We start from the raw sequence: 21,958 nt of genomic DNA on the forward strand, positions 1-21,958 counted from the left end.
CTTCGAGAAGATCGATATTCCTTTGTTTCTGCTCGGTTTCGGTCATCGGGTCCGGCGGGCTCGGCTGCATCACAGCGTGTGGCTGGCGCGGACGACGACGATTGGGCACTCGGCGTGGTGCAGCACGCCGTGAGCTACCGACCCCAGCAGTCGCTCGAATCCACCCCGCCCGCGGTGTCCCACGACGAGCAGTTGAGCGCCTGAGGCCGCCTTCGTCAGTTCTTCGACAGGGTGTCCGAAACGCACCTCCTCGCGGACCGTGACATCTGGGTAGCTCTCGCGCCACTGCCCCAGCTGCCCAGACAGCGCCTGCTGCGCATCGTCCAGGCTGAACCAGGTTGCGCCCGAGGGTGCCTCGATCCACGAGTACTCGGCCGTGATCGGACGCCACACGTGCATCGCCACCAGGTCTGTCCGCCGCGCAGCCGCCGCGTCGAAGGCGAACCACAGTGCCGCCTGGCTTGGTGCGGACTCATCCACGCCGACCACGACGGGACCGGCGGTGAAGCTGGTGCGTCGGTCCCGGATGACTGCGACGGGGCAACGAGCGTGCATGGCCACAGCCGTGCTCACCGAGCCCAGCACCGATTCGGCAACGCGGCCGAGCCCGCGCGATCCGACCGCCACGAGCCGTGCCTCCGCTGAGGCCCAGAGCAGTTCTTCGATGGGACGCCCGTGCCTGATCTCCTCGAAAACCTCCACCAGAGGGCGGTCGTTGCGGCACAGCTCCGCGGCGTTGGAGAGCGTTTCCCACGCCTCGTCATCCCGGCTCGGATTCTCGCCGACGATCATCAAGCGCAGTGGGGCGTTGTGGAGATCCGCCTCCTTCGCTGCCCACAACGCGGCCACCGACGACGGCTCAGAGCCGTCAACTCCCACCAGCACCGGCATGCTGCTGTTCGCCGTCATGACGCGACACCTCACTATCAAGCACGAACGTCGCATTAGGTCGTCGGATTCTTCCCAGTGTGTCCACCCAGAGCATGGCTCGCTGGGATGATGACCGCCCTGGCGATCTCTGGTCGGCGACTCTGCCCCTGCGCCCTGACCCGCCGTCCAGTGAGACCGCTACAGATAGCTCGGACGCCCGGGCGTGGCGGTCGCTGTTGCTCACCGCTTCGCGAACGACCGCTTCGGTGTGCTCCGCCAACGTCGCGGGCAGGGCATCCAAGGAACCCGACATCCGCACGATGATCTGCATCGGGGCATCACCGACCAGTTCGCCGATGGTCTGCTGGACGCGCCCTCGGAAGCGGGCGAACCCGCGGGGCAGGCGTGCAAAGGCGGCGGCCAGGCGCCACCGCCTGGCCGGGGTCACTCGCTGCGGTTACTGAGCGCGCCTGCCGAGGACATCGCTGATGTACTGGGCGGGTCCTTCGTCAATCTCTCGATCCTGACTGCTACACGGAGGAAGTTGCTGCTATGCGCCGCCTATTGATCATTGCTGTTGGCCTCGCTGGGTTGACGTTGCTCGGCTTGCTTTCTCATCGCCGCACAAGCCGGCGGCGATGAGCAGGATCCGGCGCGCCCGCAGCCGCACACGGCGCTCGCGCCGCCCATCTGCTTCCACGGAAGCGTCTTCGAACGATCTGCCGCTCGGGTGAATGGGCGCCCAACAGTGGCAATGCAGGGGTTGGACCGCTAGGAGCTTCGCCGCCTCGCCGGGTGGCAGTTCGCCTGTGCGGTAGCGATGGGCCGTCTATCACGTGGTCGTCTGAAACTTCTGGCGGATTTGGTCAACCATCTCCTGGTAGGTCACTTCGTAGACGGCATGCACGTCCCAACTCACCAGGTCCATGTACGGCTGGAGCAGATCGGTGAGCTCGTGCGGGTCATCGGTATCGACGAGCAGGAAACCAGAGCCACCGCCGGCCAGGTTGTACCAGCCGCGAATCTTGTCCGGCTTGTTGGTTCCTGCATCGTGCTGTTCAAGCACCCGGCGCCGAACGTCGTCCGCACGAGTGTTCTGGTGCCATCGGAAACGGCAGTACCACAGCATGGCATTACCCCCAATTTTGTTGATATCGCAGGACAACCGATCTACGTGCGATATGTCCACGCTATCCGGACCCAGGCCATGTCGCAGGAGCTCACAAAACACCTGTCGTTGGATGCGTCTCACGTGCATGCTGGCGAGTTGCCAAGCCGGCGCCGATGCTGATGCGGCATGGGACCAGGGGTTAGCTGTGCTTTGCCCAGCGGCGCAGCACTGCTTCGGCTCGCTCTTGTTCCTCCAGCGCGAGGTCCGTGGCGATCAGTGCGTTCCGCAGCCGAGGTGCCCAGTAATGCCGCAGCATGCGCACGCGCTGCCGGGTCGTGGCTACTTCCGCACTGATCAACCGCAACGCCGCGAGGTCGACGGCGTGACGCACGGCCGTCCCGAGTGCTGCTTTGTGTGCTGCTTCTGCTTTGATCACGGCAGCGCTGCAGAGTATTGCCGGCGAGTCATGGCCGCGCCGCGGCAGGGTGCAGGTGACGTCGTCCGGATACCGCACCCCCATCGCGGTGGTCCAGTGGATGCGGACTTCGGCGGCTTGATCGGGATGTGCGACTCGGAGCCCGCGTTGCCCGGTGAGCAGGGCTGCGCGCATCAGCCAGGTTTCGGCTTCCTTTGCCGTGTTGGTCCATTCTTGTTCGCTGGTGCGGGCCCGTTGCGCCAGTCGGTGCTCTTCTTGTTGCAAAGCACGCAGTTTCTGCTCTAGCAGCGCGGCACCTCGCTCGGCGACCTCCAGCCGACGGCGCAGCCGCAGCCGTCCGGCTCGTCCCGGTGGGACCCGGATCTCGGCCACCTCGGTCACCCCGCTTCCTGCTGTTCCGCCGAATCGCTGCGTCGCCGGTCGACGAGGTCGCTCGGCAACATGGTCAGTTCGCGGACCGGGAGGCGCAGGAGCACCTGCCAGGCGCGTTCGAGGGTGTCGTCCAGGGTTCGGGACTCGTCAGGGCGTTGGGCGACCAGGTCGTGCCGGAACGCCTCCTCAAAATCAAGATATGCCCGATCGGTTCGGCTCAGCGCCGATGCTCCGATCAGTTCGGACAGCTCCCGCAGCTGCCGGGCCCTGGCGAGCGCGGCCACCAGTTGCGCGGCGACGGGCAGGTGGTCCGCCCTCGTGCGGTTCGGGCCGGCTCCGACTCGCATGAGGCGGGACAGCGAGGACAGGGGATCGATCGGCGGGTAGATGCCTTGTGCGTTCACCTCGCGGGAGAACACGATCTGCCCCTCGGTGATGTAGCCGGTGAGGTCGGGCACGGGGTGGGTGATGTCGCCGCCCGGCATGGTGAGCACGGGCAGCACCGTCACCGAACCAGGCAGACCGCGGATCCGGCCGCACCGCTCATACACCGCTGCCAGGTCGCTGTAGAGGTACCCGGGATAGGCGCGGCGTCCCGGGATCTCGCCGCGGGCGGCGGAGACCTCGCGCAGGGCCTCGGCGTAGCTGGTCATGTCGGTCAACACCACGAGCACGTGCCGCCCGCCGTCGAAGGCCAGCGCCTCTGCGATGGTCAGCGCCAGCCGCGGCGTGAGGATTCGCTCGATCACCGGGTCATCGGCGGTGTTCAGCAACAACACGAGCTCTCCAGCGGCCGAGCGTTGGGCCAGAGCGTCCTGGACGAACGCGGCATCGGTGTGCGTCAGGCCCATGCCTGCGAACACCACTGAGAAGGGCTCGCCCCCGACGTTGGCCTGCGCCGCGATCTGGGTGGCCAACTCCAGGTGCGGCAGTCCCGGGAGGGAGAACACCGGCAGTTTCTGCCCGCGCACCAGGGTGGTCAGCGCGTCGACCGCGGACAGCCCGGTGAGCACCGGCTCGGCCGGGGGTTCGCGGCGCACGGGGTTGATCGGGGCACCGGCCACCGTGGCGTGCCGCGCCCCGAACACCGGGGGGCCGCCGTCGGCGGGATCACCTCGGCCATTGCAAACCCGACCCAGCCAGCCTGGTCCGACCGGGACGCGCAGCGGTTCTCCGCTGAACTCCAGCCGGGTTCCCGCGGTGTCCATGCCGACCGTGCCCTCCAGCACCTCCACGACGGCGAGGTCCCGGTCGACCTCCAGCACCAGGCCGTGTCGCAGCTCGCGGGTGGACAACCGGATCCACACGAACTCGTCCCAACCGACACCCCGAACACCGGCGACAAACGCCAGCGGGCCGCGAAGCTCGCGAACCCCGGTGTACTCGATGCGCTGACGGGCGATCACGGCTGCAACTCCCGGAGCGCGGAGAGCACAGCCCCGCAGACCCGGCGGACGCCGTCGGCATCGTGCGGTGCGGTCTCCTCCCGAACGCGCACCAGGGGTGTGAAATCGAATTCCTCGATCACCTCGACGGATACGCCTGCGCCGACCAACCCCTGGCATTCGGTTGTGATTGCGAGTACCGCCTCGACCAAGGCGACCGATTTCTCCTCCCCGCAGAAGGAATCCATAGTGGACAATGCGTTCTGCTGCAGGACCGCTTCCCGGATCAAACGGCCACCCAGCAGCACGACTCGTTCTCGCTCCGGAAGCGCACCGGCACCGACCAGCTCGGCGAACTCCGACAGCCTGTCCGACTCGGCGAGCAGGCCAAGCACTCGCGCCCGCCGCTGAGACCACTGCGGGTCGCCCGCACGGACTTGGTGTCGCGCCAGCAGGTCGGCGTCGCGGGAGAACGAGTCCGACCACGACACCGCCGGGTAGTGCCGGGCGTAGGCGAGGTCCCGGTCCAGTGCCCACCGGCATCGCACGAACCGTTCGGTGTGAGCCGTGACCGGTTCGGTCATGTCTCCGCCCGGTGGGGACACGGCGCCGACGATGGTCACCGAGCCAGTCGCCCCGCCGAGCGTCTCGACAGCTCCGGCCCGTTCGTAGAACGCAGCCAAAGCCGATGCCAGGTTAGCGGGGTAGCCCTCTTCGGCGGGCAGGATCCCGGTGCGGGAGGCGAACTCCCGCAACGCCTCGGCCCAGCGGGAGGTGGAATCCGCGATGACGACCGCGTTGTGGCCCATGTCGCGGAAGTGCTCGGCAACCGTGACGCCCGTGTAGATGCTGGCCTCCCGGGCCATCATCGGCATGTTGGAGGTGTTGGCGATGACAACCGTCCGGTCGGCGAGCCGACCACCGGTTCGTGGATCGGCGAGCGCGAACAGCTCGGCGACGACCTCGGCCATCTCGTTGCCGCGTTCACCGCAGCCGACGTAGACGATCACATCGGCGTCGCACCACTTGGCCACCTGCTGCAGCAGCACGGTCTTACCCGTGCCGAAACCTCCCGGCACCGCGGCCGTGCTGCCCTGTGCGACGGGGAACAGCATGTCCAGCACTCGCTGCCCTGTGTGCAGGGGCCCGACTTCCGCCTGTCGGGCGCGGTAGAGATGCGGCCGACGCACCGGCCAGTCGCTCCACAAGCCCACAGGTGTTCCGTCGACGCTCGCGACCACGGCGTTCTGCGGTTGCTCGCCTGCTGCCAGATCGTCCACCGCACCTGCCAAGCCTGGCGGCACCAGCACCCGGTACTCCGGCGGTCCGACCCCGCGCACCACTCCGATGACTTCTCCCTCCGACACGCGGTCCCCCACTGCCACCCGTGGCTCGAACCGCCACGTGCGTGCCGCGTCGGCTTCGACGGTGCCTGGAGTCAGGAAAGGCGGTGCCGTCGACAACGGCCGCAGCAGGCCGTCGAAGACGTTCCCGAGCAGTCCCGGGCCGAGGTGTGCCTCCAGCGGTTTTCCCCGCGGCAGCACCGAATCTCCGGGGGCGAGTCCGCCGGTGTACTCGTAGGCCTGCACGGTGACGACTTCGTCGCGGATGGCCACGACCTCGCCGGGCAACCCGGCTGCCCCGAGCGAGACGACGTCCGACATCGCCACGGGCCCCAGCTCCTCGGCCTCCACGAGGGGCCCGGCGATCCGCCGGATCCGTCCGGTACTCATGGAGCCCACAGCCGCTCCACATCGGCGCCCAGTTCTTCGACCCCCCGCGCCGCCGCCGTGTGGAAGCTGAGATCCAGCAGCCGCCCCGATGCCTCTCCGATCACCCCGCCGCCGGGCGCATCGCGCACTTGCGCCCCGCCGCCGAGGACCGTGCGCACCCGGGTTGCCAACCGATCTCGGAGCACTGGATCGCCGCGTCGAGCCAAGGAGGTGGTGACCTCGGTCGTCAGCTCCTCGAAGACCTCTCGTTGAGCCACCAGTTCGACCGCTCGTGCGGCCTGCCTGCTGCGGGCCTCTTCGGTAGCAAGCATGGCGTTGGCACCGGCCCGTGCTTGTTCCGCGGCATCGTCGATGATGGCCTGAGCAGTCTTCCGGGCGTTGGCGACCATCATCCCAGCGTCCTGCCGAGCCTCGTGGAGGTCTCGCTCCGCCTCGTGCCCGGCCCGCGCCACCAACGTCTCGCACAGTGGGGCCAGCGCCGTTCGTACCGAGGCGCTCATGGCGGCATCACCGCCACGAGCGGCAATGCACTGCCGTCGAGCCGGTCGGCGAGGGCCTCTGCTGCGGCAGGAGTCAGGATCACCACCGATACGTCATAACCCAAGGAGTCCCACGAGTGCTGCACTGCCGCGCGGTCTTCTCCCCCGAGGACCTCGACACCGGCGAGGCCCCAACCCTGCACCCGCGCCCACTCGCCGATCGCCACCACGGTGCCCATCTCCGTCAAGCCCTCCCAATGAGAACGATCGCGACGATCAACCCGTAGATGGCGATGCCTTCGGCCAGCCCGACGATCACCATCGCTCGACCGAACAGCTCGGGCCGCTCGCTGAGCGCGGCCAGTGCCGCGGCACCGGTGTAGGCGACGGCGATCGCCGCGCCGATCGACGAACCGGCGACCGAGATCGCCGCGCCGAGCAGCGCTGCCCAGTTGCCGGGCGCGGTCTCGGGCGAAGCCTCCGGTGGCATCGCCTCGGCGGAGCCGCCGGTCATCGCCACCACCAGCACCACAAGCGCGGCGACCAGCAGCACCGCATCCAACGCGAGGAACACCTTCAATGCCGCACGTCCGCTGCGCCGCGGGACGAAGACCACTGCGAACACCACCGCCAGCAACGCGGGCAAACCCAACAACCAGGCGATCATGGCGCCTCCCCGGACGAAGCGGTGTGTTCGGTGGGCACGTGCCAGGGCTGGAACGGTCGGCCTTCGACCGCGAACACGCGCGAGAACAGTTCGTAGAACTCCAACCGCAATGCCTGAATCCCGGCCACCAACGCCTCCAACGCGAACGTCAGTGCGTTGCCCACCACGAACAGCCCGACGGCGGCGAATGCACCAAGAAGGCCCATACCGAACAACGCCGCAGTGCCGCGCCACACGAGCCAGCCCAGAGCGGCATGGGTGAGACCGAAGGCGGCCAGCCGCGAGAAGGAAAGCAGGTTCGAGCCGACCCGGATGACCGCGTCGAACACCTGGACACCTGCCTGTAGCGCCCCCGCTGCTCCGCCGCCAGCGACAGCGAAGAACCCGATAGCGGCCAGCACGAGCCCCACCACCGCCACTCCTGCGCCGACCACGGCGAGGACGTCGTTGGACAGGTACAGGCCCCCGGCGGCGGAGCCGATGCCGAGGAAGAGCGCCGCTCCGGCGATCCCCGAGGACGCGTAGACCGCGAGCCGAGGGCCGCCCTCGCGCCATCGGTTGATGATCGCGACCGCATACGCGACCGAGAGGAGTGCCGCACCTGCTCCGACCGCTGCGGTAAGCAGCCGGACCGGCTCGGCCAGCGGAGCCAGCCACAGCACCGGCAACACCCCGGTCGGCCCGAAGAACTCCCCGTAGAGCAGGCCGAACAGGATCCCGGCGAACCCAGCACCGGCCACGAACGGCCACGCCGACCACCATCGCGCCAGCCGACTCGGCCGCCCGGTCGCCAGAACGACACCGGCCGCCATGAGCAGCAAGCCGTGCCCAGCGTCGCCGAACATCATCCCGAACATCAACACGTAGGCGATGCCCGCTGGCAAGGTCGGATCCACATCGGGGTAGGCGACCGTGCCGTAGGTCCGCACCAACCCGGCGAACGACCGGCGCACCGGACCTCCCGAGCGCAGCAACGTCGGCGGATCGACGCCGACCGGCGCGGGAAGCGGTACCACGGCGCCACCGACCGCAGTCAGATTCGCCGTCAATGCCGGCAGCTCCGCGCTCGGACACCAGCCGACCAACCCGGCAACCGCGCCATGCCGTACCGCTGTACTCAGGTGGCCTTCGAGCTCCGCTTCCCCCGCCAACAGGTCGGAGCGCCCCGTGTCCACCAGGGCATCCAGATCGGGACGGTGCGCAGCCAGCTTCGGGGCGACGTCGCCTGAGCGCACCCGTTGCAGCCTCCGAAATGCCTCGCCGTCACCCTCCCCGCCCGACTCGAACTGGACCACTCCCACTTCGGCCACGCGCACCAGCACCTCACGGAAGAGATCGGTCGGGGCGAGCACGGCCACACGCTGCATTCGCACCGGTCGCGCAGCCTCACGCCAGAACATCGAACGCCTCCAGCGGCCTGCCACCACGTGCTGAGAGCTCCAGCGCAGTCCGCACCCGCCGGGCATCGACCCCCAGCAACGCGACGCACCCGAGGACCGCGTCCGGCCCGAATTCCCAAGACCGCAAAAACCTGCGCGCGTCACTGTCCACACGGGCCCACCAGGCGGTCTCCGTCCGCCACAATTCGCCCGGTTCCTCAACGCCTAACAAGGCCCACCGAGCCTCGCCGGGCAGCTTGTCCTTGAAATCGCTCAAAAAAGTGGCTTCCAGCGCATCGGCCCCCAGCAGCGCTGCAGCTCGGCGTGCAGCCGGTTCCGCCAGCGGACGGCCTCCGAGGAACTGCTCACGCGCGACCAGCAAAGCCGCACCTCCAGCGGCCCACGTCTGTGCCTGCGGCACTCGCACAGCGACTCGTACCGCCCACGCGAGTTGCATCCCAACAGCGACCGCCAGAGCAGTCCTTCCGCCAGGGTCGCCCCACGGGGATGCTGCCAGCGCGCGCCGCAATTCGTCCTGCGTTTCCACCGTAGCCAGTCGCGGCCAGGAAACCGCCAGCGCACCAAGGTGATACGGACGGGGAAGCGCACCCCTCCCTCTCCCCCTCGCCCGGGTCCGCTCCACGACGTTGGACACCTCGAACCAACCGGCCAGGGTCCGGACCAGCTCCGCCCCCTCACGCGGCTGCCACCCGGCCAGCACCCGCAGATGCCACAACGCCGTCGCGGCCACGGCTCGCTCTGCGTCCTCAAGCGACTGCCCGGGTCGGACCTCCTGGTGGTACGGGCCGTCGGCAAGCACGTGCAGCGCCTCCGCCAATGAGGAGCACGCGGCCAATTCTCGTGCGCCGCCAGCCCCAAGGCGTCGGCTGAGCAGCGACCTCGCCCGCACGCATCCGGCGCTCCATCCAGGACTCATGGCGCGCGTTCCGAGGGTTCACCGAGAGTGACCAGCGCCGCGGACACGGCTCGGTCGACCAACACGGGCATGCGCCCACGCGCGCGGTCCCGCAGTCGCGCCGCAGTTTCGTTGGCCAACGTGGCGGCGCTCTCCGATTCTCGCTCGACCACACGCCGAGCCTCAGCCACGACGTCCGCACGCACAGCCTCGGCACGAAGGTTGGCATCGGCAATGATTGCCTCGGCCTGTGCTTGGGCCTGCTGCCGAATCTGAGCGGCCTCCTCACGGCCCCTCGCGCAGATCCGCTCCGCCTCGGCCTCGGCGTCCTCAAGCAGCGCGAACACAGGTGCCAGCTCAGCGGACGCCTCCGCCACGCGGTCGACCGGCACACCGGGGCGTACCGCCGCTCCTGGCGTTCCCGCCGAGCGAAAGCGCTCGAAGAAACCCCGTATTCCTCGCATCCGCGTTTCCTCCCCGCACGCGGCCCCGACCCACCGATGGTCGCGCAGACCACCCGCGCACGCAGCCTTGGGCGCCCCGTGTTTCCGGCGAGGCCGACCGCTGCGGTGGGTAGCCCTGGACGGTGGCGGAACCGAAGTCGATGGGGGTGCCCGATGGCCGAGGCCGTTGATCTGGGGCCCGGAGTTCGCCTCGACCCGACCGAGCGGGTCGACCTCCTGCTGCGCGACCTGCGCAGCTCCCGGTCCGGGCTCACCACCCGCGAAGCGCAGCGGCGGCTGGTCCACGCCGGGCCGAACGAACTGCGGCGACGAGGTGGCCGGAGGTGGCCGGGCGAGCTGGCACGGCAGTTCACGCACCCGCTAGCGCTGCTGCTGTGGGCGGCGGCCGGCCTGGCGTGGGCAGTGGGCATCGAACCGGTTGCCATCGCCATCGTCGTGGTGATCGCGATCAACGCCGCGTTCGCGTTCGTCCAGGAACAACACGCGGAGAAGGCGGTGGAGGCGCTCGCTGCCTACCTGCCGATGCGTGCGAAGGTCCTCCGTGACGGGCGGGCGACCGAGGTGGAGGCCATCGAGTTGGTGCCCGGGGACGTGCTCATCATCGAGGAAGGCGATCGGGTCTCGGCGGACGCCCGGCTGCTCGACGGCGGCATCGAGGTCGACCTGTCCGCGCTGACCGGTGAATCGATGCCCGCCTTCCGCTCGGCCGACCTGGTCGACAGCCGCGTTCCCCTGCTGCACGCACGTGACCTCGTGTTCAGCGGCACCACATGCACCGAGGGCGAAGCGCGCGCGGTGGTGTTCGCCACCGGCATGCACACCGAGCTCGGCAGGATCGCCGCGTTGTCCGAGCGAGTGAAGAAGGACGAAAGCCCGCTGGAAACACAGGTGCGGCGGGTCGCCTGGCTGATCGCGCTGATCTCGGTGCTGCTGGGAGCGGCATTCATCCCAGTAGCCACCCTGGGTGCCGGGCTGTCGTTCCTCAACGCCGTGATCTTCGCGGTCGGTCTGCTCGTCGGCAACGTCCCCGAAGGCCTGCTCCCGGTGATCACCCTGGCACTGGCGATCGGAGTGCGCGGACTCGCCCGCCGCGGCGCGGTCGTCAAACGGCTCAGCGCGGTCGAGACGCTCGGTTCAACGGACGTGATCTGCACCGACAAGACCGGAACCCTCACCGAGAACCGAATGCGCGTCACGACCATCAGCACCACGACCGGGAACGCGGAACCCGACCGAGCAGCACCTGGTGACGTGCCGCTCGCCCACTTGGCGATCGCGATGGCGGCATGCAACAACGCCCGCATCGACGATCCGGGCGGCGCGGTCGGCGATCCCACCGAGATCGCGCTGCTCAACGCCAGCGCCGCGCTGGGCGTGCAGGTCGATCCCGACGACCGACAACGCAGGCGACGCCGCCAGTTCCACTTCGACCCCGCTCGCAAGCGCATGTCCACCATCGACGAGGCCAGCGACGGCCAGATCCGGGTCCACGTCAAGGGAGCCCCCGAAACCGTCCTACCTCGATGCACCCATGAACTCGACGCCAGCGGCCACCCGCAGCCGCTCACACCGCAGCGACGCACCGCGCTCGACGAACTCATCGATGCCCAAGCGCGGAACGGACTGCGAGTACTCGCAGTGGCCGAAAGATGCCTGGCAGCGGACGAGAACACTCCAGAAGACCGCGAGCAGGCCGAGCGGGACCTGGTCCTGCTCGGTACCGCCGCCATGATCGACCCGCCCCGGGCCGAGGTGCCCGACGCGGTCGCCAGCTGCCACGAAGCCGGCATTCGCATCATCGTCATCACCGGCGACCACGGCCTGACCGCAGCCGCCATCGCCGCCCAGGTCGGGATCATCCGCGGCGAGCCCGTGGTGGTCACCGACGACCAACTCGACCGGATGAACGAGAACGACCTCGACGAGTTGCTCCGGGAAACGACCGAGCTGATCTTCGCCCGGTCGTCACCGGAAGCGAAGCTGCGCATCGCCGACGCGCTGCGCGTCACCGGGCACGTAGTCGCGATGACCGGCGACGGCGCGAACGACGCCCCCGCCTTACGGCGCGCCGACATCGGGGTGGCCATGGGCCGCTCGGGCACGGACGTCGCCAGGGAAGCGTCCACAATGGTGCTCACCGACGACAACTTCGCCACCATCACCGAAGCGATCCAGGCCGGGCGGCAGGTCTACGACAACATTCGTAAGTTCATCGTCTACATCTTCGCCCACGCCACCCCGGAAGTGACGCCCTTCCTGGTGTTCGCGCTCTCCGGGGGCGCCATCCCGTTACCGCTGTCCGTCCTGCAGCTGCTGGCGTTCGACGTCGGCACCGAAACCCTCCCTGCGCTTGCACTCGGCCGCGAACCTGCCGAACCCGGCCTGATGCGGCGGCCGCCCCGCAAACGCAGCGAACCGGTCGTCACGGCCCCGATGCTGCTGCGGGCCTGGCTGTTCCTCGGCGTGATCGCCGCGGCCCTGGCAATGGCCGGATTCTGCTACGTCCTGCTCACCGCGGGGTGGTATCCCGGCGCCCCCATTGTCCCCGGCACGCCATTGCACCACTCCTACCTCCAAGCCACGACGATGACCTTCCTCGGTCTGGTCGCCGGCCAGATCGGCACCGCCTTCGCCGCACGCACCGAACACGCGTCGCTGCGATCCATCGGCGCGCTGTCCAACCCGCTGCTGCTGTGGGGAATCGCGTTCGAACTAGTCCTCACCCTCGCGATCATCTACCTCCCGCCCCTGCAAGAACTGCTCGGCACAGCGGCGTTGACGCCGGACATGCTCGCCTTCGTTTTGCCCTATCCCATCATCGTCTGGGGCGCCGACGAACTGCGACGCTGGCTATTGCGCCGCAGAAAGCACTCGGCGGAGAGAACCCGCAAGTTCCATTGAAATCGAACCTTCGATTTCAATGGAACTTGCGGACCGTCGGCGTGTCGCACCCCGACACGCCGATGCCTGTGGACAACCTCCGCAATTTCAATGGAAATCGTGGGCGGGCACGGACGTGCCAGGGCCCGCAGCCTGAAAGGTCCTTGTTCTGGACGGAAACCTGCGAACCGATCTGCTCGGGGCCCGGCAGGGCATCCGGATAGGGCGCTGGCGCCGCCCGAACGGCAAAGCCGCCGGTATCGAAACGGTCCACCACCTGGCCAACCTGCCACCCACCTGGCCAACCTGCCACCCACCTGGCCAACCTGCCACCCACCTGGCCAACCTGCCACCCACCTGGCCAACCTGCCACCCACCTGGCCAATCTGCCACCCACCTCCCTATCCGAAACTATCTAAACCGGACAGGTCAACCTTGCACACGCCCTGCCTGGACACCTTCGCCTACCGCAATCCGCACCCGGGCCTGCGCGTGTTCGAGGTTGACCATCCGGCTACCCAAGCGTGGCAACACCAACGTCTTGCCGCGGCCGGTATCGACCGCCCCGAGATGTTGACTTTCGTGCCTGTCGACTTCGAAGCCTATGCGCTGGCAACAGGAACGCCACCCTCGAATACATCGCTGGTCAGGACCAACCGGTCGAGGTAATTTTCGATTACCTGCAACCGGCCGGCACCGACAAGGATCGTGCGCAGCTGCGAGAGCGCGCGAATCTATTGGCGGCTGCCGGCGAACACTGGTTCAGCTACTTCACACCCGACGGCATCGCTGCACAGTTGCGCTCGCTCGGCTTCACCGACGTCGAAGATCACTCCGCCGCAGAACTCATTGGGCGAACCGCCCCAGGCACTGCGCGCGAGCCGCATACTACGGGCGAGCCGCAGTAACTAACCGTTCTACCGGCACCTATTCGGGGTCATTGCGCTTTTCTGACGTACTCCGGTGGTCCCCCTACCAGAAGCGCGAACCGGTGAGCAGTGCCACGGCACGCCGCACTGGGTTGGCACCTCGGTCATGGCGACTTGCGGCAGTCGAGCAGAAGCGCGTGTGGGCAGCTGACGTATCGCTGCCAGAACTCCTCGCCGTGCTCCGCAACACCCTCGGCGCTCGGCCGCAGCTCGCCCCAGGTCACCCGCGAACAGCAACAACGGTTATCGGGTTGCTGCCCCGCTCAGAGTCGGCGAAGTCTCCCGTGGAAGCGTTCTCGGTCCATCACGCGCAGGTTGTGGTGCCGCAACGTGCCCACAACCTCGCCAGTGCGGAGATCCGCCGCTGATCGTCTCCAGCCGGTTGATGGTGCGGCACAACGTCGACTTACCGGAACCGGAAGGACCGATAACCACGACGACCTCACCCTTGGCGATGTCCAGCCAACAGAGTTTTGCCGTGCGGTCCGAGATGTCCGGGCACGGCCAGGTCCCCGGGCGGTTGAGCGGTTCGGGGCGCAGCGTGCCGGTCGGGGTCGTATGGGTGAGCAGACGAGCACCCCGCAGCTTCGCTGCTGCCACACGGACGTCATGGCCGGCCGCTGGTGCGCGTCGAGCGGGAAGTCGGTCATCCGGTCGGCGATCGCTGGGCACCCACTGGGCTCCGGGAGAATGCGGGCATGGTTGAGCAAAGCATCTGGATGCAGAAGGTCACCGCCGACCCCGGGCACTCCACCTGGTACATCGAACGCTTCCGTTCCATGGCTCGCGCCGGCGACGACCTCGCCGGGGAAGCCCGCCTCGTGGACGCCATGGTGCCGCGCCACGCCCGCATCCTCGACGCCGGCTGCGGCCCCGGCCGAGTCGGCGGCCTGCTTGCCGAAGCCGGCCACGACGTCGTCGGCGTCGACGTCGACCCGGTCCTGATCCGGGCCGCCGAGCAAGACCACCCGGGGCCACTCTGGATGGTTGGCGACCTAGCTGAACTCGACCTTCCCGCCCAGGGCATCACCGCACCCTTCGACGCGATCGTCTGCGCCGGGAACGTGATGACCTTCCTCGCACCAACCACGCGCGGTGCTGTGCTGAAACGGCTCCGTGCCCACCTCGCGCCGGGCGGCCGGATCGCGATCGGCTTCGGCGCCGGCCGCGGCTACGAGTTCACCGACTTCTTCGAGGACGCGACGGCAGCAGCACTCGAGCCCGACGTGCTGCTGTCCACTTGGGACCTGCGTCCGTTCACCGACGACTCAAGCTTCCTCGTAGCCCTCCTCCACGGACTATGAGCGCCCGACCAGCTGACCACGCCCGTAGGAGAACGGGTCGGTGGGGCGTATCGACCCATATGCCTATCCAAGCTGGTGCCACAGCATGGACATCAGACCGAGCCGAACAGCAGAAACACCAATACCAAGCGCTACGGTGTCAAAGCGCTACGGTGTCAAGGTAGTGGCGACTGGTTCACGACCAGCACCTTCGCGCTCCACCGCAGGTCAGCGGCCATCCTTCCTCCTCATTCCGACGGCTTCTGACGCGTTGCCGCGCGTTCCCGTCGCCACGAAATCGCCATTGGATCTTGGAGGAGGCCCCTGTTCTCTCGCAGGAGCATTCCCCCGACCGACTCGCAACCCACCCGCCGAGTCCGTGGCCGGGGTGGCTGCGCTGTTCCGGTTTCGCGGGCAGGACCGCCTTGAAAACGAGACGGGCTACACGGCGGCCGGCACCTCCGACGAGCTCATCGCCTGCCGCCGTGACCAGGAACCACGAGGCCATTCCCCGACAAGGTACGGGAAGACCATCAAGATCCCGACTTCCCCGGTCGTCCACTCCAACCGGTCGGCTCAGCGCGACCGTCCGGAACTCCGGTGCCCGCACGAGGATCGCCGGCCTTTCGGGACGCCGTTCGTCCCGAAAGGCTTCGTCGTGCTTGAGGTTTGTCGCGATCAGTCGCGTTGGGCTCCGGGCTTGCCGTTCTCGACCGCGAACGAGGCGAACGTGGACTCGGGCGCCTCGGGGGTGCTGACCGTGCTGACCATCCGCAGGTCTGCGGTGAACTGGTCGCGGTCGACGTGGCAGCGCACGTAGCCGCGGCGGTCACCGTCGAAGAACTTGATGTGCGGGTTGTACTGGATCATCGGGCCGTAGTACGGGCCATAGACCGCGCCATCGCCGTTGGACGAGATCGACGTGCCCACGAACTCGGTCGCCACCACGGGCGACGAGGGCCGGTCGAAGTCCTGGTGGATGTCATTGACAAAGGTCGAATGCCAGTCGCCCGTCACCACAACCGGATTGCTGACGTCGTGACGCACCCACGCCTCGGTGAGCCGGTTGCGCGCCGCGGGGAAGCCGTCCCAGGCGTCGTGCCACAGCCGGTCTCCCTCGGGACCGTCGTGGTCGAGGCGGGCGAGCATCACGTTGCTGCCCAGAATGTTCCAGGTCGCTTTGGAGGCCTGGAAGCCCGAGTACAGCCAGCGCTCCTGCTCGAAACCAAGCATCGTGATGTCGGGCCCGTACGCGGCAGCGCATGCATCGGCCTCTCCCCAGCCGCAGGGCGGCACGCTGCGGTATTGGCGGCCGTCGACGACGTCAAGCTGCGCGAGGTTTCCCCACTCCAGCCGACGGTAGATGCGCGGACCGCCGTGCCGGTCCGGACGCGCGGGCGCACGGACCGGCTGGTGCTCGTACCAGGCTTGGTAGGCCGCCGCGCGCAGCGCGCTGATGTCGCCTGCCTGCCCCTGCTGTGTGTTGGCGTAATCGTTTTTCACCTCGTGGTCGTCCCACGTGACCAACCACGGGAAACGGGCGTGCGCGGCCTGCAAATCCGGATCGCTCTTGTAGAGCGCGTACTGCATGCGCCAGCGTTCGAGGTCCTGCGGCGCCGGCCGAAGGGTGTCCGGAGTCGTTGTCCGCCGGTAGCCGCCGCCAGCAGGGATGCCGCCCTCGTAGACGTAGTCGCCCAGGTGCAGCACCAGATCCAGGTCCTCCTGCGCCATATGGCGGTACGACGGGTAGTAGCCGCTGGCCCAGTTCTGACAGGACGCGAAAGCGAACGCCAGCGAGCCGGTGGGCCTGTGCGGCGGGGGCGCTGTGCGGGTGCGGCCGACCGGGGAGACGTCGCTGCGGTAGTGGAAGCGGTAGAACCACTCACGGTCAGGTGCGAGTCCATCGACCTCGACATGCACCGAGTGCGCAAGTTCGGGAAGGGCCCACGCATCGCCGCTGGCCTCGATCTTGCGGAACTGCTCGTCGCGAGCGATCTCCCACCTGACCGGTACCCGTTTCGGCTCCATCCCACCGCCCGGCACGAACGGGTCCGGCACCAGCCGTGTCCACAGCACGACACCGGATGAGGTGGGATCGCCGCTCGCGACGCCCAGGAGGAACGGATAATTACCCCCGCTCGGCCGGGTCGTAGCGGCCGCACGGCCGACGGGCAACTGGGCAACCGCGGCAGCGCTCGCCACGACGGAGACGGCAGTAATAAAGCGACGCCGATCGACGGCGTTCGAGTTGGCTCTGATCACCGGGACTGTCTAACTCACCCCGGTAGACCCCAGGCCACGTCCAAATGAACCATCTTGCACGGATGCACCAACGCGCCGCGAGATACGAGGCTGTGGGGCTCGAATATTCCTCGCTGCTGGTCACGCGGCGTATCGGTACTCATTGATCAGCCCGCCAAGGACGCGGGAGCGCAGGAGTCTCCGGCTGGCCGTTACACCGACTGGAGGTGGTTGTTCGTGAACCGGTGGGGGGCGGTGCGCGTTGTAATGCCTCTGGTATTCGGCCAGGACCTGACACGCATGAGCTTTGCCCAGGATCAGTATGTGGTCGAGGACTTCTGGAATCGCTCGCCTTCGGGCTTATGTTCGGGCTCGCTTACGGGCCCGTGAACGCAAGTGGCTGGCTCGGTGGACGGGTAGTGCCAGCACGTTCCCCACATAGCGCGATTCGCGCAGGTCGCACCCGTAGCGCTACCAGTTCAGGCCACCACGGCAGGGGGTGAGCTGATGGCGATCGGCGAGCTCCCACGCAGGTCGAGCGGCAGTGGATCACGCAACTGGTTCACGAGCACAACCAAGAGCTGCCCGAACTGCGTCGCCTCCTAGAGTACTACGAAGGCCAGCAGCGGCTCTCCTACATACACCCGGAGCTGATGGACACGTTGGATGAGCGGGTCGGAACCTCATTGTCGCAGTGCCGAAGCGAACAGCGTGACGGTCACCATTCGCATTTCCGCGATAGGAGCGGATGTTCGTGCGATCGGGATTTCCAATCGCGAGTTCATCGGGATTTTCCGGCCTCCGTTGCGCGGCTTGCAGTGCTAATCTGCCTCGGCGCTGCTGCTCAGTGAAGGAGAATTCCGTGAAGCCGATGGATGACCGGCAGGTCGCTACTCTAGAGATGATGCGGGATCAGATCATCCCGAATTCTCCGTTCACCGCTCTTCTCGGCACGGAGATCACCGTGTGCTCCGACGGGGTCGCTGAGCTGGAGGTGCCGATCCGCAAGGACCTGACCCAGCACCACGGGTTCGCGCACGGGGCGATCGTCGGGTGCGTCGCCGACAACGCGTGCACGTGGGCGGCAGCGTCGATCGTCGGCGACGTCGTCACTGCGGAGTACAAGCTCCATCTGCTCGCACCGGCCGTTGGTGACAAACTGATCGGGCGCGGGCGAGTCGTCAAGGCCTCCTCGCGTCTGGTGATCGCCGCCGGTGACGTGTTCGCCGTCACCGGCGAGAAGGAGAAGCACGTCGCCACCGTTCTGGCCACCATCATTCCCGTCACCAAGCCAGCGAAATCCTGACGCACCAGCCGGTTGCGCTATCGCGCGATTGAAATTGCCTACCGGCTTGGGACAAACCAGCTGCGGTCTCCTAGCTTTTGAGCGAAAACGTGCTCGCCGCTACCTTCGAGGTTGAGATGGCCGATAACGACGTTGAGTCCACTGAAGACGACACCGGTATCTCCCGCCAGGAACCACGCAGGAAAACGATCAGCAACGCCTACGTGCACCGGCTACAGCGCCGCCACTTCCTCCTGTTCGACGTCCTCCCCATCTTCGGCACCGTCGCCGCGTTCGCCTTCCTCGCCGTCCATCCGTTCGGGACACCGGAACTCGTGCTGCTGCTGGCCATGTGGGTCGTCACCGGCCTCGGCATCAGCGTGGGTTACCACCGGCTGTTCACCCACCGCTCCTTCAAGGCCAAGCCGTGGATCGCGAACCTTCTCGCCGTGACCGGGTCGATGGCGGGTCAGGGCGGCATGGTGTCCTGGGTCGCGCTGCACCGGCGCCACCACGAGTGCAGCGACCGCGAAGGCGATCCGCACTCGCCCAACCTCGCCGGCCGAGGCCTGAAAGGGCGTTTGCGCGGACTGATGCACTCCCACTTCCTGTGGATGCGCCGCCACGAGTACCCGAACGTCGTGCACTACGCGCCGGACCTGCTCAAGAACCGTTCTCTGGTCCGGGTCGCGCGTTTCTACTACTACTGGATCGTGCTGGGGCTGGTGATCCCGGCGGTCGTCGGCGGCATCGTTTACCAGAGCTGGACCGGTGCCGTGAGCTGCCTGCTGTGGGGTGGGCTCGTGCGGATCTTCGTGCTGGAACACATCGTGTGGGCCATTAACTCCTTCCTGCACATGTTCGGCACCCGCCCGTACCGGTCCCGCGAGGAGAGCGGCAACGGCGCCATCTTCGCCCTGATCACCTTCGGCGAGGCTTGGCACAACAACCACCACGCGTTCCCGGAGTCGCCCTCCTTCGGACTCGACTGGTACCGGCTCGATCCCGGCTACTGGCTGGTCAAACTGCTCGAGATCACCGGTCTCGCCTGGGATCTGAAGGTCCCCACCAGCGAGCGCCGGGAAGCCAAGCGGATCTACAACAAAATTGACCGCACCGCCGACGCCGCGGCTTAAGGAAGCGAGAAACCCCATGCTTGACCAGGATTCCATCGTCGAGTGGTGCCAGCAATACCTCGCGCAGCTGCTCGATGTGCCCGTCCCGGAGATCGAGCCCGACGCCGACTTCGACCGCCTCGGGCTCGATTCCGCGCTAGCCGTGTCCCTGCTGATCGAGATCGAGCAGAACTACGGCGTGGACCTGCCGCCCGAGGAGCTGTTCGACAACCCCACCATCAACGCGGTCGCCGCCTACGTGCGGGCGCACGCGCAGAACCCTGTGGCGTGAGCATGACCTCGACCGGAAGCATCCGCGACACCGAGGCATCCGCCGCCATCCGCCACCACTACGACGTGGGCAACGACTTCTACGGCCTGTGGCTGGACGAGTCGCTGACCTACTCGTGCGCCCTGCGGCGGACGCCGGAGGACACCCTCGAGGCCGCCCAGCAGCACAAGCTGCGATACCACCTGGACGCGATCGGCGCCGACGACGCCGATCGGGTCCTGGACATCGGCTGCGGCTGGGGCTCCACCCTGCGCCTGCTGGCCACCACGCACGGCGTCGGCGAATCCGTCGGCCTCACGCTCAGTGAGGAGCAGGCCGCCCACATACAGGGCCTGGAACTGGCCGGTGTGGACGTGCGCACCGAGAACTGGTCCCGCTACGAGCCGGACTCCCGGTTCGACGGGATCATCTCCATCGGCGCGTTCGAGCACTTCGCCAGGCCCGACGAATCATCGGCCGAGAAGATCGCGCAGTACCGGGAGTTCTTCACCCGTTGCCGGGACTGGCTCGATGACGGCGGAACGCTGTCATTGCAGACCATCGCGTACGCCAACATGTCCCGCGAGCAGGCCAGCACGTTCATCCAGGAATCGATCTTCCCGGACGCCGACCTGCCGACGCTGGCCGAGATCACCGCGGCCGCCGAGGGCATCTTCGAGGTGCAGTCGGTCGTCAACGGCCGGCTCGACTACGCCTGGACCTGCGAGCAGTGGGCGCACCGGCTCCGGCAGCGCCGGGACGAGGCGGTGCGCCTCGTCGGGCTGGAGGTCACCGCCCGCTACGAGCGGTACCTCAAGCAATCCGCGATGGGGTTCCGGATGGGCAAGATCTGCCTGCTGCGGCTCGTGCTCCGCCCCTACCCCGCGAGCCTGTTCGCAGCCGGAGCGCAATGACTTCGCAGAAACCCGCACCGGTGCGGTTCAACCCCTTCAACGCGGATTTCCGGCACGATCCCTACCCCGTCTACCGGCGGCTCCGCGAGACCCGTCCGGTACACCGGACGATGGGCATGTGGGTGCTGACCCGACACGCCGAGGTGCGGCAGGTGTTGCTCGACCGCACCTTCGGCGCCGGGCTGATCCCGGAGCTGATCGACCGCCAGGCAGGCCGTCTCACGCAGCACAACATCGCAACCATCCAGCAGCTCGCCCGGAAATCGCTGGTGTTCACAGACAATCCGGACCACGCGCGGCTGCGCGGGCTGGTGAACCGCGTGTTCACCGCCCGCGCGGCGGCGGGGCTGCGCCCGCTGGTCGCCGAGACCGCGGAGGAGCTGGTGCAGCGGGCGTGGGCCGACAGTGGCATGGACGCCATCGCCGATCTCGCCGCGCCACTGCCCAGCACCGTGATGTCCCGCTGGATGAACCTGCCCGACGATCTCCGCGAGCACGTCACCCAGTGGACCCACGACATCCGGTTCCTGCTCGAACCGGGACTGATGAACAACGCGGACTTCGCCCACGTCTGCGACGTCGTCCAGGAGTTCGCCGACCGGCTCGGCGCGCTGGTGACCGAACGCCGGTCCAGGCCGGGCGATGACCTGGTCAGCCAGTTGCTGGCGGCGGAAACCGGCGGCGGCGACCGGCTCAGCGACGCCGAAATCGTGTTCGTCTGCATGATGTGCTTCGTCGCGGGCAACGAGACCACGAAATCCCTCATCGGCAACGGACTTCTCGCCCTGCTCCGGCACCCGGAACAGGACGCCCTGCTGCGCGACGACCCCGGCCACATTCCGGGTGCGGTCGCCGAGGCGCTGCGCTACGACAGCCCGCTGCAACAGACCAAGCGCGTGGCCACGCGCGCCGTCGAGGTCGGCGGTGAGCTGATCGAGCAGGGCGATCAGGTCCTGCTGTGCCTGGGTGCCGCCAACCGGGATCCCGCGATGTTCGACCGGCCGGACGAGTTCGACATCACCCGCGGCGTCCGGTCTCACCTGGCCTTCGGCCACGGCATGCACGGCTGCCTGGGCGGGCTGCTGGCCGAGTTGCAGACCGAGGTGGCGTTCGAGTGCCTGTACCGCCGCCCAGAGTCGCTGCGACTCGGCTCCGATCAGTTGGAGTGGCAGGACCAGAGCTTCATCGTGCGCGGGCTCAAACGACTTCCAGTCACGGTGGGTTGAGG

Annotated in this window: 23 protein-coding genes and 1 pseudogene; 10 read left to right on the plus strand and 14 right to left on the minus strand. The window is 67.7% G+C overall.

What is annotated here, in order from left to right; all coding sequences use genetic code 11:
- Positions 1-69: 69 nt before the first annotated feature.
- Positions 70-909 (minus strand): universal stress protein, encoded by an 840-nt coding sequence (locus FDZ84_RS34360; RefSeq protein ID WP_168589229.1) that lies wholly within the window; start codon positions 907-909, stop codon positions 70-72.
- A gap of 184 nt (positions 910-1,093) precedes the next feature.
- Between FDZ84_RS34360 and FDZ84_RS34365 the strand changes: the two genes are divergently transcribed.
- Positions 1,094-1,438: a hypothetical protein gene (locus tag FDZ84_RS34365; protein WP_168589230.1), complete on the plus strand. Its 345-nt coding sequence runs from the start codon at positions 1,094-1,096 to the stop codon at positions 1,436-1,438.
- 264 nt (positions 1,439-1,702) lie between these two features.
- On the opposite strand, the gene FDZ84_RS41350 is transcribed toward FDZ84_RS34365, so the two are convergent.
- Genes FDZ84_RS41350 through FDZ84_RS34415 form a run of 10 tightly spaced genes read right to left on the minus strand, consistent with a single transcriptional unit; the run spans position 1,703 to position 9,812 of the window.
- Positions 1,703-2,128, minus strand: coding sequence for a DUF3303 domain-containing protein (locus FDZ84_RS41350; protein WP_371812732.1), 426 nt, complete (start codon positions 2,126-2,128; stop codon positions 1,703-1,705).
- Between the two features lie 52 nt (positions 2,129-2,180).
- Positions 2,181-2,798 carry a V-type ATP synthase subunit D gene (locus FDZ84_RS34375; RefSeq protein WP_168589231.1) on the minus strand — a complete coding sequence of 206 codons (618 nt, stop codon included), beginning with the start codon at positions 2,796-2,798 and terminating at the stop codon, positions 2,181-2,183.
- On the minus strand, positions 2,795-4,195 hold the full coding sequence (locus FDZ84_RS34380; RefSeq protein WP_168589232.1) for a V-type ATP synthase subunit B: 1,401 nt from the start codon (positions 4,193-4,195) through the stop codon (positions 2,795-2,797). Before FDZ84_RS34380 ends, FDZ84_RS34375 begins: the two co-directional genes overlap by 4 nt.
- A complete protein-coding gene (locus FDZ84_RS34385; protein ID WP_168589233.1) occupies positions 4,192-5,907 on the minus strand; it encodes a V-type ATP synthase subunit A in 1,716 nt (571 codons plus the stop codon). The genes FDZ84_RS34380 and FDZ84_RS34385 overlap by 4 nt, the downstream gene beginning before the upstream one ends.
- The gene (locus tag FDZ84_RS34390; RefSeq protein ID WP_168589234.1) at positions 5,904-6,407 is read right to left on the minus strand and encodes a hypothetical protein; all 504 of its coding nucleotides are present in this window, start codon (positions 6,405-6,407) and stop codon (positions 5,904-5,906) included. Before FDZ84_RS34390 ends, FDZ84_RS34385 begins: the two co-directional genes overlap by 4 nt.
- Positions 6,404-6,634 (minus strand): hypothetical protein, encoded by a 231-nt coding sequence (locus FDZ84_RS34395; protein ID WP_210435301.1) that lies wholly within the window; start codon positions 6,632-6,634, stop codon positions 6,404-6,406. The genes FDZ84_RS34390 and FDZ84_RS34395 overlap by 4 nt, the downstream gene beginning before the upstream one ends.
- Positions 6,631-7,053, minus strand: coding sequence for an ATP synthase subunit C (locus tag FDZ84_RS34400; RefSeq protein ID WP_168589235.1), 423 nt, complete (start codon positions 7,051-7,053; stop codon positions 6,631-6,633). Before FDZ84_RS34400 ends, FDZ84_RS34395 begins: the two co-directional genes overlap by 4 nt.
- The gene (locus FDZ84_RS34405) at positions 7,050-8,453 is read right to left on the minus strand and encodes a V-type ATPase 116kDa subunit family protein (RefSeq protein ID WP_210435302.1); all 1,404 of its coding nucleotides are present in this window, start codon (positions 8,451-8,453) and stop codon (positions 7,050-7,052) included. The genes FDZ84_RS34400 and FDZ84_RS34405 overlap by 4 nt, the downstream gene beginning before the upstream one ends.
- The gene (locus FDZ84_RS34410) at positions 8,440-9,342 is read right to left on the minus strand and encodes a hypothetical protein (protein WP_210435303.1); all 903 of its coding nucleotides are present in this window, start codon (positions 9,340-9,342) and stop codon (positions 8,440-8,442) included. Before FDZ84_RS34410 ends, FDZ84_RS34405 begins: the two co-directional genes overlap by 14 nt.
- Before the next feature lie 23 nt (positions 9,343-9,365).
- Positions 9,366-9,812: a hypothetical protein gene (locus FDZ84_RS34415; protein WP_168589237.1), complete on the minus strand. Its 447-nt coding sequence runs from the start codon at positions 9,810-9,812 to the stop codon at positions 9,366-9,368.
- 153 nt (positions 9,813-9,965) lie between these two features.
- Between FDZ84_RS34415 and FDZ84_RS34420 the strand changes: the two genes are divergently transcribed.
- Entirely contained in the window at positions 9,966-12,713 is a 2,748-nt protein-coding gene (locus tag FDZ84_RS34420) for a cation-transporting P-type ATPase (protein ID WP_168589238.1), read from the plus strand.
- Between the two features lie 16 nt (positions 12,714-12,729).
- Here FDZ84_RS34420 and FDZ84_RS39740 read toward each other — a convergent pair whose 3' ends face one another.
- The gene (locus tag FDZ84_RS39740; RefSeq protein WP_246868638.1) at positions 12,730-12,969 is read right to left on the minus strand and encodes a hypothetical protein; all 240 of its coding nucleotides are present in this window, start codon (positions 12,967-12,969) and stop codon (positions 12,730-12,732) included.
- A gap of 158 nt (positions 12,970-13,127) precedes the next feature.
- On the opposite strand from FDZ84_RS39740, the gene FDZ84_RS39745 reads away from it, so the two are divergent.
- Together FDZ84_RS39745 and FDZ84_RS34430 are read left to right on the plus strand one after the other, a co-directional pair.
- On the plus strand, positions 13,128-13,361 hold the full coding sequence (locus FDZ84_RS39745) for a class I SAM-dependent methyltransferase (RefSeq protein WP_256413618.1): 234 nt from the start codon (positions 13,128-13,130) through the stop codon (positions 13,359-13,361).
- 397 nt (positions 13,362-13,758) lie between these two features.
- Positions 13,759-13,989, plus strand: coding sequence for a hypothetical protein (locus FDZ84_RS34430; RefSeq protein ID WP_168584144.1), 231 nt, complete (start codon positions 13,759-13,761; stop codon positions 13,987-13,989).
- Here the strand turns inward: FDZ84_RS34430 and FDZ84_RS34435 are convergent.
- Positions 13,976-14,113, minus strand: a pseudogene (locus FDZ84_RS34435) (ATP-binding cassette domain-containing protein); the annotation flags it as partial. The gene FDZ84_RS34430 and the pseudogene FDZ84_RS34435 overlap by 14 nt on opposite strands.
- 206 nt (positions 14,114-14,319) lie before the next feature.
- Here FDZ84_RS34435 and FDZ84_RS34440 point away from each other — a divergent pair.
- Positions 14,320-14,925 carry a bifunctional 2-polyprenyl-6-hydroxyphenol methylase/3-demethylubiquinol 3-O-methyltransferase UbiG gene (locus FDZ84_RS34440; RefSeq protein WP_168589239.1) on the plus strand — a complete coding sequence of 202 codons (606 nt, stop codon included), beginning with the start codon at positions 14,320-14,322 and terminating at the stop codon, positions 14,923-14,925.
- Between the two features lie 657 nt (positions 14,926-15,582).
- Here FDZ84_RS34440 and FDZ84_RS34445 read toward each other — a convergent pair.
- The gene (locus FDZ84_RS34445) at positions 15,583-17,079 is read right to left on the minus strand and encodes an alkaline phosphatase (protein ID WP_210435304.1); all 1,497 of its coding nucleotides are present in this window, start codon (positions 17,077-17,079) and stop codon (positions 15,583-15,585) included.
- 937 nt (positions 17,080-18,016) lie between these two features.
- On the opposite strand from FDZ84_RS34445, the gene FDZ84_RS34450 reads away from it, so the two are divergent.
- The 5 genes from FDZ84_RS34450 (at position 18,017) to FDZ84_RS34470 (ending at position 21,956) form a co-directional block, all read left to right on the plus strand.
- On the plus strand, positions 18,017-18,451 hold the full coding sequence (locus FDZ84_RS34450) for a PaaI family thioesterase (protein WP_168590566.1): 435 nt from the start codon (positions 18,017-18,019) through the stop codon (positions 18,449-18,451).
- Between the two features lie 116 nt (positions 18,452-18,567).
- Positions 18,568-19,566, plus strand: coding sequence for a fatty acid desaturase (locus FDZ84_RS34455; RefSeq protein ID WP_168589240.1), 999 nt, complete (start codon positions 18,568-18,570; stop codon positions 19,564-19,566).
- A gap of 16 nt (positions 19,567-19,582) precedes the next feature.
- A complete protein-coding gene (locus tag FDZ84_RS34460) occupies positions 19,583-19,837 on the plus strand; it encodes an acyl carrier protein (RefSeq protein WP_168589241.1) in 255 nt (84 codons plus the stop codon).
- A gap of 2 nt (positions 19,838-19,839) precedes the next feature.
- Complete coding sequence (locus FDZ84_RS34465; RefSeq protein WP_168589242.1) at positions 19,840-20,730, plus strand: cyclopropane-fatty-acyl-phospholipid synthase family protein; 891 nt, start codon at positions 19,840-19,842, stop codon at positions 20,728-20,730.
- Positions 20,727-21,956 (plus strand): cytochrome P450, encoded by a 1,230-nt coding sequence (locus FDZ84_RS34470; protein WP_168589243.1) that lies wholly within the window; start codon positions 20,727-20,729, stop codon positions 21,954-21,956. Before FDZ84_RS34465 ends, FDZ84_RS34470 begins: the two co-directional genes overlap by 4 nt.
- Positions 21,957-21,958 lie beyond the last annotated feature (2 nt).

The organism is Saccharopolyspora sp. ASAGF58, from assembly GCF_012277335.1.
Lineage (GTDB): Bacteria > Actinomycetota > Actinomycetes > Mycobacteriales > Pseudonocardiaceae > Saccharopolyspora > Saccharopolyspora hattusasensis.

Bases quoted from the DNA above. Each gene is read 5' to 3' on its own strand.
- FDZ84_RS34360 (WP_168589229.1), bottom strand. From the start codon at position 909: ATGACGGCGAACAGCAGCATGCCGGTGCTGGTGGGAGTTGACGGCTCT.
- FDZ84_RS41350 (WP_371812732.1), bottom strand. From the start codon at position 2,128: ATGCACGTGAGACGCATCCAACGACAGGTGTTTTGTGAGCTCCTGCGA.
- FDZ84_RS34385 (WP_168589233.1), bottom strand. From the start codon at position 5,907: ATGAGTACCGGACGGATCCGGCGGATCGCCGGGCCCCTCGTGGAGGCC.
- FDZ84_RS34390 (WP_168589234.1), bottom strand. From the start codon at position 6,407: ATGAGCGCCTCGGTACGAACGGCGCTGGCCCCACTGTGCGAGACGTTG.
- FDZ84_RS34400 (WP_168589235.1), bottom strand. From the start codon at position 7,053: ATGATCGCCTGGTTGTTGGGTTTGCCCGCGTTGCTGGCGGTGGTGTTC.
- FDZ84_RS34405 (WP_210435302.1), bottom strand. From the start codon at position 8,453: ATGTTCTGGCGTGAGGCTGCGCGACCGGTGCGAATGCAGCGTGTGGCC.
- FDZ84_RS34415 (WP_168589237.1), bottom strand. From the start codon at position 9,812: ATGCGAGGAATACGGGGTTTCTTCGAGCGCTTTCGCTCGGCGGGAACG.
- FDZ84_RS34420 (WP_168589238.1), top strand. From the start codon at position 9,966: ATGGCCGAGGCCGTTGATCTGGGGCCCGGAGTTCGCCTCGACCCGACC.
- FDZ84_RS34440 (WP_168589239.1), top strand. From the start codon at position 14,320: ATGGTTGAGCAAAGCATCTGGATGCAGAAGGTCACCGCCGACCCCGGG.
- FDZ84_RS34450 (WP_168590566.1), top strand. From the start codon at position 18,017: ATGGATGACCGGCAGGTCGCTACTCTAGAGATGATGCGGGATCAGATC.
- FDZ84_RS34455 (WP_168589240.1), top strand. From the start codon at position 18,568: ATGGCCGATAACGACGTTGAGTCCACTGAAGACGACACCGGTATCTCC.
- FDZ84_RS34460 (WP_168589241.1), top strand. From the start codon at position 19,583: ATGCTTGACCAGGATTCCATCGTCGAGTGGTGCCAGCAATACCTCGCG.
- FDZ84_RS34465 (WP_168589242.1), top strand. From the start codon at position 19,840: ATGACCTCGACCGGAAGCATCCGCGACACCGAGGCATCCGCCGCCATC.
- FDZ84_RS34470 (WP_168589243.1), top strand. From the start codon at position 20,727: ATGACTTCGCAGAAACCCGCACCGGTGCGGTTCAACCCCTTCAACGCG.